The sequence below is a fragment of the Streptomyces sp. Root1310 genome (assembly GCF_001426425.1).
Taxonomy (GTDB): Bacteria; Actinomycetota; Actinomycetes; order Streptomycetales; family Streptomycetaceae; genus Streptomyces.
Window position 1 is genome coordinate 1,316,544 of sequence record NZ_LMEQ01000001.1, and the last position, 11,722, is coordinate 1,328,265.

Genomic DNA, 11,722 nt, shown 5'->3' on the forward strand with positions numbered 1-11,722 from the left:
AACGGTCCTGCCTAGGACAGATGCGTCGGCGCGAACATCCGCAGCACCGCCGGGAGGAGGACCACCGAGGGGCCGGGTGCGGACAGGGCCTTCGCCAGGTCCGCCTCCAGGGTCTCCGGCGACGTCCGCACACCCGGCACCCCGAAGGACTCCGCGAGGGCCACGTAGTCCGGGCGGGCCAGTTCGGTGGCCGTGGGCTCACCGAAGGCGTCGGTCATGTACTCGCGCAGGATGCCGTAGCCGCCGTCGTCGACGATCAGCCAGGTGACGTTCAGGTCGTACTGCCTGGCCGTCGCCAGCTCCGCGATCGAGTACAGGGCGCCGCCGTCCCCGGACACCGCCAGCACCGGGCGGGTCGGGTCGGCCGCCGCCGCGCCCAGCGCCGCCGGGAAGCCGTAGCCCAGGCCGCCCGCGCCCTGGGCCGAGTGCATGTGGTTGGGGCCCTTCGCGTCGAAGGCCGACCAGGCCCAGTACGCGAGGATCGTCATGTCCCAGAAGGACGGGGAGTCGGCCGGCAGCGCCTTGCGGACCGACGCCAGCACCTCCTGCTCCAGGGTGAGTTCCTGGGCGGCGATGCGGTCGGCGACCTTCGCGAGGACCTCGCGGACGCGCTCGGCGGCCTCCGGCCGGGCCCCCTCCACCACCGGCTCCACGGTCTCGAGGAGCGCCTGCAACGCCAGTCGCGCGTCCGCGTGGATGCCGAGCGCCGGATGGTTCGACTCCAGCTTCCCGAGGTCCGCCTCGATCTGGACGACCCGGCCCCGCGGCTTGAACGTGTGGTAGTTGGAGGAGAGTTCGCCGAGGCCCGAGCCGACGACCAGGAGCACGTCCGCGTCCTCGAGGAAGTCCGTGGTGTGCCGGTCCTCGATCCAGGACTGGAGCGAGAGGGGGTGCGTCCAGGGGAACGCCCCCTTGCCGCCGGGCGTGGTCACCACCGGGGCCCGCAGGACCTCCGCCAGCTGCTTCAGCTTGCCCGAGGCGTCCGCCCGTACGACTCCGCCGCCCGCGATGATCGCCGGACGGGCCGCCTTCGACAGCAGGTCGGCCGCGACCGCCGTCAGTTCGGGGCGCGGCGGCAGCTCTTCGGGGAAGGCGTCGCCGCCGGTGACCACCGGGATCCGTGTCTGCGCGAGGAGCACGTCCTGCGGGATCTCCACCCACACCGGGCCGTGCGGCACGCTCAGCGCGGACTTCCAGGCCGCCTCGATCGCGGACGGGATCTGCGACTGGGTGCGGACGGTGTGGACCGACTTCACCACGCCGCGGAACGAGGCCGCCTGGTCGGGCAGTTCGTGCAGATAGCCGTGCCGGCCGCCGCCCAGGCCGGCCGTCGGGACCTGGCTGCTGATCGCCAGCACCGGCGCCGAGGCGGCCGCCGCCTCCTGGAGCGCCGCGAGCGAGGTCAGCGCGCCCGGCCCGGTCGACAGCAGCAGCGGGGCCGCCTCGCCGGTGATCCGGCCGTACGCGTCCGCCGCGAACCCCGCGTTGTTCTCCACCCGCAGGCCGATGTACCGCAGCGAGGAGCGGCGCAGCGCGTCGAACATGCCGAGCGCGTGCTGGCCGGGCAGCCCGAAGACGGTGGTCGCGCCGAGCCCGGCCAGGGTCTCCACGACCAGGTCTCCGCCGTTGCGTCCGGCGGGAGGGTTCAGAGCAGCGGCGGTCTGCGCCTCCGTCGGGCGGAGCACCAGGTCGTGGTCGTGAGTCACTTCGCGCGAGCCTCGGCAATCTGTCGGGACATGATCGTGGTCAGTTCGTACGCCGTGTGGGACGCGGCCACCGACGTGATCTCCGCGTGATCGTACGCGGGGGCCACCTCGACGACGTCCGCCGAGACCAGGTTGCACGAGGCCAGGCCGCGCAGGATCTCCAGGAGCTCGCGCGAGGTCATGCCGCCCGCCTCCGGGGTCCCGGTGCCGGGGGCGTGTGCCGGGTCGAGGCAGTCGATGTCGATGGAGATGTAGAGCGGGCGGTCGCCGATGCGCTGGCGCAGCTGGTCGGCGACCTCGTCGGCGCCGCGCCGGTACACGTCCGCCGAGGTGACGATGCCGAAGCCGAGCTTCTCGTCGTCGGTCAGGTCCTGCTTGCCGTACAGCGGGCCGCGGGTGCCGACGTGGGAGAGGGCCTCGGTGTCGAGGATGCCCTCCTCCACGGCCCGGCGGAACGGCGTGCCGTGGGTGTACTCCGCGCCGAAGTACGTGTCCCAGGTGTCGAGGTGCGCGTCGAAGTGGAGCAGGGCCACGGGTCCGTGCTTCTTCGCGACCGAGCGCAGCAGCGGCAGCGCGATGGTGTGGTCGCCGCCCAGGGTCATCAGGCGGGCGCCGGTGCCGAGCAGGTCGTCGGCCGCCGCCTCGATCGTCTCCACGGCCTCGTGGATGTTGAACGGGTTCACCGCGATGTCGCCGCCGTCCGCGACCTGGGCGAGGGCGAAGGGGGAGGCGTCCTGCGCCGGGTTGTACGGCCGCAGCAGCCGGGACGCCTCGCGGATCGCGTTGCCGCCGAAGCGGGCGCCCGGCCGGTACGAGACGCCCGAGTCGAAGGGCACGCCCACCACGGCGACGTCGGCACGGCCGACCTGGTCGAGGCGGGGCAGCCGGGCGAAGGTCGCGGGGCCGGCGTACCGCGGGACGCGGGAGGAGTCGACGGGGCCGCGGGGCGTCTCGTTGTCGCTCATGGTCAAATGCTCTCTTTCTTACGCTTCGTCGCGTATGTACTACTACTCGTACGACTCTACTGGGACGTCTACCGGGACACCGGAACAGGGGAGGTTCCGGCCGCCTCGGGGGTCCGTCCCGCCAGTCGTTCGCGCCAGGCGGCCAGGACGGCGGGGTCGGTGGCCGGGGTCGCCAGGGACACGGCGAGGTAGGCGGCCAGGGAGGCGAGGAGGCCGTAGTAGACCGGCTCGTTGGCGAGGATGCCGTAGCCGGCCATCAGGCCGATCACCGCGACGCCGCCGACCACGACGGAGGCGAGGGCGCCGTGGACCGTGCCGCGCTTCCAGAGCAGTCCGCCGAGGATGGGCACCAGCAGTCCGCCGACGAGCAGGTTGTACGCCACGGTCAGCGCCTCGACGACGTTGTTCAGGGCGATCGCCGTGACGATCACCGCGACGCCCATCAGGAGGATGAACAGGCGGTTGCCCCTGACCTCGTCGCGCTCCTCGCCGTCGACGCTGACGACGCCCCGCAGCCGGGACCAGATGTCGTTGTTGGCGACGGTCGCGCAGGCGATCAGCGCGCCGGACGAGGTCGACATCACCGCGGCGAGCGCGGCGGCCAGCACCAGTCCCCGCACGCCGACCGGGAGTTCGTCCTTGACGATCGTCGCGAAGGCGGCGTCCGCGGAGGCGAGGTCCGGGTAGAGCACCTTCGCCGCGGTGCCGATGACGGCACCGGCGAGGGCGTAGACGAGGCAGTAGGTGCCCGCGACCGTGCCGCCCCACTTCGCCGTCCGGTCCCCGCGGGCGGTGAACACGCGCTGCCAGATGTCCTGGCCGATGAGCATGCCGAAGGTGTAGATCAGCACGTAGGTGAAGATGGTCTCGCCGCCGATGCCCAGCGGGTCGAAGTACCCGGTCGGCAGCTTCGCCTTCATCTCGCCGAAGCCGCCCGCCTTGACGACCGCGATCGGCAGCAGCAGCAGGAGCACGCCGATCGTCTTCACCACGAACTGCACCATGTCGGTGAGGGTGATCGACCACATGCCGCCGAGGGTCGAGTACGCGACGACGATCGAGCCGCCGAGGATGATCGCGACGGTCCTGTTCAGGTCGAAGAGGACGTCGAAGATGGTGGCGTACGCGATGGTCGACGTCACGGCGAGCATCAGGGTGTACGCCCACATCACGACGCCCGAGATGACGCCGGCCCGGCCGCCGTAGCGCAGGTCCAGCATCTCGGAGACCGTGTAGACCTTGAGCCGGGCGATGCGGGCCGAGAAGAAGACGGAGAGGGCGAGCAGGCCCAGGCCGATGGTGAACACCATCCAGGCGCCGGACAGCCCGTACTGGTATCCCAGACCCACGCCGCCGATGGTGGACGCGCCGCCGAGGACGATCGCCGCCATGGTGCCGGAGTACATGACGGGCCCGAGGCGGCGCCCGGCGACGAGGAACTCGCTCTTCGAGCGGGCGCGGCGCATGCCCCACCAGCCCATGGCCAGCATCCCGGCCAGATAGACGGCGATCACGGTGTAGTCGACGGCCATGGGGGCCCACCCTTCTCGATGGCTGAGGTGGTTCGGGAGTTGACCCTAGGTGGCCGAAAAGTGGCCCGGAAGTGTACGTTTCATCCATTGGATCCGCGCCTAGTGGAGGGAACGTCCATAGTGCCGGAGCCCGCCGTACCTCCTCCCGTACCTCCCACCCCATCGGTCCCTCTCGCCGCCCTGCTGACCCGTGAGGACCTCGCCCTGCGGCAGATCGCCGGGCCCACCGGTCCCGGCACCGTGCTGCACGGGGCACACACCTCGGAGATGGCCGACCCGTACCCGTATCTGCTGGGCGGCGAGCTGCTGCTGACGGCGGGCGTGCACATCCCGGAGGCGGCCGGGTCGGGGACCTATTTCGACGACTACGTCTCGCGGATCGTCGCCGCGGGCGGCGCGGCCCTCGGGTTCGGCGTCGCACCGGTGCACGACACCGTGCCGAGGGCGCTGGTCGCCGCCTGCGAGGCGTACGCGCTGCCGCTCCTGGAGGTGCCCCCGCAGACGACGTTCTCGGCCGTGGCCCGCGCGGTCTGGCAGTTGCTGGAGCGGGCCCGCACCGCCGAGCTGCGCCGGGTGACGGAGGCCCAGCAGAGCCTCGCGGCCGCCGCCTCCCGCCCGGACCCGGTCCCGTCCGTCCTGCGGCAGCTCGCCCAGCGGGTCGGGGGGCGCGCGGTGCTGTACGGGCCGGAGGGGACCGAGATCGCGGGGGCGGGACGGACGTCCGCGGACGCCCCGCTCGCCGGGCTCGCCCGCCTCCTCCTCACCCGTGCCTCCGTCACCGCCGGCGACACCGCCCCCGACGGGACCCACCTCGCCGCCTACGCGCTCGGGGCCGGCCGCGCGTTCGCGCTCGGGGTCGCGGCGCCCCGGCGTGACCCCGGTGACCACACCATCGCCTCCGTCGCCGCCGTCCTGCTCTCGCTCCTCACCGGCGAGCACCAGAGCGGCTCGGGGGCGGCCCGCTCGTCGGCGCTCGTACGGCTGCTGCTGGGGGCCGCGCCCGCCGAGGTGGCCCCGCTGCTGGGAGGCGAGCGGTGGCGCGTCGTGCACGCCCGGCCGGACACGCAGGCCCCCGACCCGGTGGCGGCCTCCGCGCTCGGCGCCGGCCTCGGATCACCGCTGGTCGACCTCGCGCACGACGTCGTACGGGTCCTCGTCCCGGCCGACGGCGACCCGCCGCAGCCGCAGCCGGGCTGGACCCTCGGCGTCAGCGCGGACGCGGCCCCCGCCGACTGGCCGGCCGCCGACGCGCAGGCGGCCCGCGCGCTGGCCCGGGCGCGCGCCACCCGCGCCACGCTCGTCCGGCACGGCTCCGGGGCCGGACTGCGGGACCTGGTGCCCGACGACGAGGCCCGGGCCCACGCCCGGGCGCTGCTCGCCCCGATCCGGGCGAGCGGCGCGAGCGCCGCGCTTCTCGAGACGCTGCGCACCTGGCTCTCCCTGCACGGCAGTTGGGACCGCACGGCGGTGGCGCTGTCCGTGCACCGCAACACCGTGCGGCAGCGGATCGCGCGCTGCGCGGCCCTGTTGGGGACCGACCTGGACGATCCGGACGTCCGCATGGAGCTGTGGTTCTCCCTGAAACACCAGTGAGTGACGCGTGTCCCAGCGTCCGGAACAGCACAGACGCGCACAGCCCGCTGCCCCACAATGGAAACCATGCCGATACCCGGGACGCCCAGCCGCGCCGAACTCGTCGACCACCTCGTCAGAACCCGTATCGCCGGGGACGTCGCCACGCCCCGCGAGAACAACCTCTCCCACTACCGCCAGCTCGCGAACGGTGTCCGCAACTTCTGGCTCGGTCTGGAACTCGGCGACCGCTGGACCGACGAGCAGGACGTGCTCGCGGTGATGGCGGAGCGGGTCGGCGTGAACGACGATCCCGAGTACCGCTACGGCCAGGACACCATCGACCCCGAGCTGACGGTCGACGGCCTGGACCGGCTCGCGGCCCGGCTGCGCAAGGCGGCCGAAGGACGGCAGCGGGTCCTCTTCGCCACCGGCCACCCCGGTGGCCTGCTCGACGTGCACCGCGCCACCGCCGCCGCCCTGCGCGGGGCCGGCTGCGAGATCGTCGTCATCCCGGAGGGGCTCCAGACGGACGAGGGGTACGTCTGGCAGCTGGCGGACGTGGCGGTCCTGGAACACGGCGCCACGCTCTGGCACACCCACTCGGGCGAGCCGATGAAGGCCATCCTCACCGCCCTCGAGCGCGAGGGCCGGCCGCTGCCCGACCTGGTCGTCGCCGACCACGGCTGGGCGGGCTACGCGGGACAGCACGGCGTCGACTCCGTCGGTTACGCGGACTGCAACGACCCGGCGCTGTTCATCGCCGAGTCGGAGGGCACCGTCCAGGTGGCGGTCCCCCTCGACGACCACGTCGTCAGCCCGCGTCACTACGACGTGATGACGGCGTACCTGCTGGCGGCGGCGGGACTGACCGACTAGGGCGCCGGACCGGCCCGGGATCCGCCGGAGAGGCCCGGGACGGGCCCCCGGAGGGGCCGGGGGCGGGATCCGCCGGAGAGGCCGGGGCCGGATCCCCCGGAGGGGCCGGGGCAAGATCCCCGGGAGAGGCCCGGCGAGATCCCCGGAGAGGCCGGGGCAAGATCCCCCAGAAAGGCCCTGGCCGGATCCGCCGGAGAGACCGGGGCAAGATCCCCCGGAGAGACCGGGGCAAGATCCCCCGGAGAGGCCCGGCGAGATCCCCGGGAGAGGCCCGGCGAGATCCCCGGAGAGGCCGGGGCAAGATCCCCCAGAGAGGCCGGGGCCGGATCCCCCGGAGAGGCCGGGGCGGGATCCCCCGGAGAGACCGGGGCGGGATCCCCCGGAGAGACCGGGGCGGGATCCGCCGGAGAGGCCGGGGCGGGATCCGCCGGAGGGGCCGCGGCGGGGTCCCCGGAGGGGCCGGGGAGCGATCCCCCGGGGGCGCCGCACGCGTGGGTGCGGCGCCGGGTGCTCAGCCGCCCCGGGGGGCGCGGACCACACCCTCCTGGATCACCGAGACGGCCAGCCGCCCGTCCTGGGTGTAGATACGGGCCTGGCCGAGGCCCCGGCCGCCGTGCGCGGACGGCGACTGCTGGTCGTAGAGGAGCCACTCGTCGGCGCGGAACGGGCGGTGGAACCACATCGCGTGGTCCAGGGACGCCCCCACCACGTCACCGACCGCCCAGCCGCCGCGCCCGTGCGCGAGGAGGACGGAGTCGAGGAGCGTCATGTCGGACACGTAGGTGGCGAGGACGACGTGCAGGAGCGGGTCGTCGGCGAGCTTGCCGTTGGCGCGGAACCAGACCTGGGAGTGCGGCTCGCGCGGCGCGCCGTAGCGGCCGTACGGCGGCTCGTCGACATAGCGCAGGTCGACCGCCTCGCGGGCCTCCAGAAACCTCTCGACGACCTCGGGATCGAGGTGGGCGTAGCCGCGCAGCCGTTCCTCGGAAGTCGGCAGCGTGGCCGGGTCCGGGGCGGGCGGCATGGGGGTCTGGTGGTCGAAGCCCTCCTCGTACCGCTGGAAGGAGGCGGAGAGCGCGAAGATCGGCTGTCCGTGCTGGACGGCGACGACGCGGCGGGCGGTGAAGGACCGGCCGTCGTTCATCCGGTCGACCGTGTAGACGATGGGCGCGCCCGGGTCGCCCATGCGCAGGAAGTACGCGTGCAGGGAGTGGGCGAGCCGGTCCTCGGGGACCGTCCGTCCGGCGGCGACCAGTGCCTGCGCCGCCACCTGCCCGCCGAAGACGCGCGGGACGACGGCGGAGCGGGACCGGCCGCGGAAGATGTTCTCCTCGATCTGCTCGATGTCGAGCAGATCGAGGAGATCCTGTAGTGCCTGGCTCATGGCATCTGGTTGTAGCGGCCCGTGATTGCGGGCTGCTTACAGACCCATGTCCTTCGCAATGATCGACTTCATGATCTCGCTGGTGCCGCCGTAGATGCGGTTGACCCGGTTGTCCGCGTACAGGCGGGCGATCGGGTACTCGTTCATGAAGCCGTAGCCGCCGTGCAGCTGGAGGCAGCGGTCGATCACCCGGTGGGCGACCTCGGTGCAGAACAGCTTGGCGCTGGCGGCCTCGGCCGGGGTCAGCTCGCCCGCGTCCAGGGCGTCCGTGGCGCGGTCGGCGACGGCCTCGGCCGCGTCCACCTCGGCCTGGCAGGCGGCCAGCTCGAACTTGGTGTTCTGGAAGTGCGCGACCGGCTTGCCGAAGACGACGCGCTCCTGCACGTACTGCTTGGCGAACCGGACGGCGGCCTTGGCCTGCGCGTAGGCGCCGTAGGCGATGCCCCAGCGCTCGGAGGCGAGGTTGTGGCCGAGGTAGTAGAAGCCCTTGTTCTCCTCGCCGAGCAGGTCCTCGACGGGCACCTTGACGTCGACGAACGCCAGCTCGGCGGTGTCGGAGGTCTTCAGGCCGAGCTTGTCCAGCTTGCGGCCGACCGAGTAGCCCTCGGCCTTGGTGTCCACCACGAAGAGGGAGATGCCGTGGCGGCGGTCCTCGGCGGTGGGCGCGGAGGTACGGGCGCAGACGATCATGCGGTCGGCGTGCACGCCACCGGTGATGAAGGTCTTGGAGCCGTTGAGGACGTAGTGCGTGCCGTCCTCGGAGAGCTTGGCGGTGCTCTTCATGCCCGCGAGGTCGGAGCCGGTGCCCGGCTCGGTCATCGCGATCGCCCACATCTCCTCGCCGGAGACGAACTTCGGCAGGAAGCGCTTCTTCTGCTCGTCGGTGGCGAGCAGCTTGAGGTACGGCAGACCGAGCAGCACGTGCACGCCGGAGCCGCCGAAGGAGACACCCGCGCGGGCGGTCTCCTCGTACAGCACGGCCTCGAACTTGTACGAGTCGATGCCGGCGCCGCCGTACTCCTCGTCGACGCGGATGCCGAAGACGCCGAGCTCGGCGAGCTTGTAGTAGAAGTCGCGCGGCGCCTGGCCGGCCGCGAACCACTCGTCGTAGACGGGGACGACCTCGGCCTCGATGAAGGCCCGGAGGGTCTCCCGGAACGCCTCGTGATCCTCGTTGAACACCGTACGGCGCACCGCCGCCACCCTTCCTTGCGCCTAAACCGGCGCCGCTCTCGCGTACCTGGTTGCTCGCCGTCGGGGTGCTCGGTTGATGGTTGCAGCCCTCACTGGCTAAGCGCTTGCTCAGAGAACAACCGTACCGGCGAGTACGAAGAGCGTCCAGGGTGGGGCGGGGGTAACGCTCGTCACTCCACGGCCGCCGCGAAGGCCCCCCTGGCCATCCGGTGCAGCAGCGCCGCGGTGGCCGCGCGGCCGGGCAGGGAACCCGGTCGGCCGAGGTGCGGGGTGGAGTTCAGCAGACCGAAGACGGAGTGCACCGCGGAGCGGGCGGTCGGCTCGGCGAGACCCGGATACACGGCGCGCAGGGCCTCCACCCACAGTTCGACGTACTGCCGCTGGAGCTGGCGGACCAGCTTGCGGTCACTGTCACGGAGGCGGTCCAGCTCACGGTCGTGCAGGGTGATCAGAGGACGGTCGTCGAGGGCGAAGTCGATGTGGCCCTCGACGAGCGAGTCGAGGAACGCCTCGGGTGATACGCCGTCGGCCTCCGCCAGGCGGACCTTCGCACCGGTCAGCAGCCGGCCGCTGATACCGACCAGCAACTCGGCGAGCATCGCGTCCTTGCCCGGGAAGTGCCGGTACAGCCCCGGCCCGCTGATGCCGACGGCGGCGCCTATCTCGTCCACCCCCACACCGTGGAACCCGCGCTCGGCGAACAGCCGCGCGGCCTCCCTGAGGATCTGCTCGCGACGGGTGGGGGCGTCGGTTCTGGTGGCCATGAAGGCAATTCTAGACAGGGAGGTTAGCGGTCGTTAACCTGAAGGAAATGGTTAACGCTCATTAACAGTCGATCACTGGGTGAGGGGACCGCAAGGATGGAGCAGGCACCGGAGCTGACGAGCGCGGCAGACCCCGCGTCGGAGGCCTGGCGGGCCAACGAGGCGGCGCACCGCGCACTCGTCGACGAGCTGCGCGGCAAGCTGGCCGCGGCCCGGCTGGGAGGTGGGGAGAAGGCGAGGGCACGCCATACCGCGCGCGGGAAACTGCTGCCCCGGGACCGGGTCGACACCCTCCTGGACCCGGGTTCGCCCTTCCTGGAGCTCGCCCCCCTCGCCGCCGACGGCATGTACGAGGGGCAGGCCCCGGCGGCCGGGGTAATCGCCGGGATCGGCCGGGTCGGCGGGCGCGCGTGCGTGATCGTCGCCAACGACGCCACCGTCAAGGGCGGCACGTACTACCCGATGACGGTGAAGAAGCATCTGCGCGCCCAGGAGGTCGCCCTCGAGAACCGGCTGCCCTGCCTGTACCTCGTGGACTCCGGCGGGGCCTTCCTGCCCATGCAGGACGAGGTGTTCCCGGACCGGGAGCACTTCGGGCGGATCTTCTACAACCAGGCCCGGATGTCCGGGGCCGGGATCCCGCAGATCGCCGCGGTGCTGGGCTCGTGCACGGCCGGCGGGGCCTACGTCCCGGCCATGAGCGACGAGGCCGTCATCGTCCGCGGCCAGGGCACGATCTTCCTGGGCGGGCCCCCGCTGGTGAAGGCCGCCACCGGCGAGGTCGTCACCGCGGAGGAGCTGGGCGGCGGCGAGGTGCACGCGCGGGTGTCCGGCGTGACCGACCATCTCGCGGAGGACGACGCGCACGCGCTGCGGATCGTCCGGAACATCGTCGGCACCCTCCCCGCGCGCGGGCCGCTGCCCTGGGAGGTGCGGCCGTCCGTCGAACCCAAGGTCGACCCCTACGGCCTGTACGGCGCGGTGCCCGTCGACTCCCGCACCCCCTACGACGCGCGCGAGGTCATCGCGCGCGTGGTCGACGGCTCCCGCTTCGCGGAGTTCAAGGCCGAGTTCGGGCAGACCCTGGTCACCGGCTTCGCCCGGATCCACGGCCACCCGGTCGGCATCGTCGCCAACAACGGCATCCTGTTCTCCGAGTCCGCCCAGAAGGGCGCCCACTTCATCGAGCTGTGCGACCAGCGCGGGATCCCGCTGGTGTTCCTCCAGAACATCTCCGGGTTCATGGTCGGCCGGGACTACGAGGCCGGCGGCATCGCCAAGCACGGCGCCAAGATGGTGACGGCCGTGGCGTGCACGCGCGTGCCGAAGCTGACGGTCGTCGTCGGCGGGTCGTACGGCGCCGGGAACTACTCCATGTGCGGCCGGGCCTACTCGCCCCGCTTCCTGTGGATGTGGCCGGGCGCCAAGATCTCCGTCATGGGCGGTGAGCAGGCCGCCTCCGTCCTCGCGACCGTGAAGCGGGACCAGCTCGAGGCGCGGGGCCAGGAGTGGCCCGCGGACGAGGAAGAGGCCTTCAAGGCACCGGTCCGGCAGCAGTACGAGCGGCAGGGCAACGCCTACTACGCCACCGCCCGCCTCTGGGACGACGGCGTCATCGACCCGTTGGAGACCCGGCAGGTGCTGGGCCTCGCCCTGACCGCCTGTGCCCATGCGCCGCTGGGTGACCCCCAGTTCGGCGTCTTCCGGATGTGAGGAGGGGAGCAAT

At 72.4% G+C, this 11,722-nt stretch carries 9 protein-coding genes; 3 read left to right on the forward strand and 6 right to left on the reverse strand.

Going from position 1 to position 11,722, the window contains the following annotated elements; genetic code table 11:
* Positions 1-11 precede the first annotated feature (11 nt).
* The 3 genes from ASD48_RS05755 to ASD48_RS05765 form a co-directional block, all read right to left on the reverse strand.
* Entirely contained in the window at positions 12-1,706 is a 1,695-nt protein-coding gene (locus ASD48_RS05755; RefSeq protein WP_057600290.1) for a thiamine pyrophosphate-binding protein, read from the reverse strand.
* Entirely contained in the window at positions 1,703-2,671 is a 969-nt protein-coding gene (gene speB / locus ASD48_RS05760; protein WP_057600291.1) for an agmatinase, read from the reverse strand. The genes ASD48_RS05755 and speB overlap by 4 nt, the downstream gene beginning before the upstream one ends.
* A gap of 68 nt (positions 2,672-2,739) precedes the next feature.
* On the reverse strand, positions 2,740-4,203 hold the full coding sequence (locus ASD48_RS05765) for a sodium:solute symporter (RefSeq protein WP_057600292.1): 1,464 nt from the start codon (positions 4,201-4,203) through the stop codon (positions 2,740-2,742).
* Between the two features lie 120 nt (positions 4,204-4,323).
* Here ASD48_RS05765 and ASD48_RS05770 point away from each other — a divergent pair, with 120 nt between their 5' ends.
* Both ASD48_RS05770 and ASD48_RS05775 read left to right on the forward strand, forming a co-directional pair.
* Positions 4,324-5,796, forward strand: a complete 1,473-nt coding sequence (locus ASD48_RS05770) for a PucR family transcriptional regulator (protein WP_199875649.1) — start codon at positions 4,324-4,326, stop codon at positions 5,794-5,796.
* Between the two features lie 66 nt (positions 5,797-5,862).
* Complete coding sequence (locus tag ASD48_RS05775; RefSeq protein ID WP_057600294.1) at positions 5,863-6,654, forward strand: phosphatase; 792 nt, start codon at positions 5,863-5,865, stop codon at positions 6,652-6,654.
* Positions 6,655-7,165: 511 nt separating this feature from the next.
* On the opposite strand, the gene ASD48_RS05780 is transcribed toward ASD48_RS05775, so the two are convergent.
* From ASD48_RS05780 to ASD48_RS05790, 3 genes are all read right to left on the reverse strand, one after another.
* Positions 7,166-8,038: an acyl-CoA thioesterase II gene (locus ASD48_RS05780; protein WP_057600295.1), complete on the reverse strand. Its 873-nt coding sequence runs from the start codon at positions 8,036-8,038 to the stop codon at positions 7,166-7,168.
* Between the two features lie 36 nt (positions 8,039-8,074).
* Complete coding sequence (locus ASD48_RS05785) at positions 8,075-9,232, reverse strand: acyl-CoA dehydrogenase family protein (protein ID WP_057601027.1); 1,158 nt, start codon at positions 9,230-9,232, stop codon at positions 8,075-8,077.
* Between the two features lie 170 nt (positions 9,233-9,402).
* A complete protein-coding gene (locus tag ASD48_RS05790) occupies positions 9,403-9,996 on the reverse strand; it encodes a TetR/AcrR family transcriptional regulator (protein WP_057600296.1) in 594 nt (197 codons plus the stop codon).
* Between the two features lie 96 nt (positions 9,997-10,092).
* On the opposite strand from ASD48_RS05790, the gene ASD48_RS05795 reads away from it, so the two are divergent.
* Entirely contained in the window at positions 10,093-11,709 is a 1,617-nt protein-coding gene (locus ASD48_RS05795; protein ID WP_057600297.1) for a carboxyl transferase domain-containing protein, read from the forward strand.
* Positions 11,710-11,722: the final 13 nt, after the last annotated feature.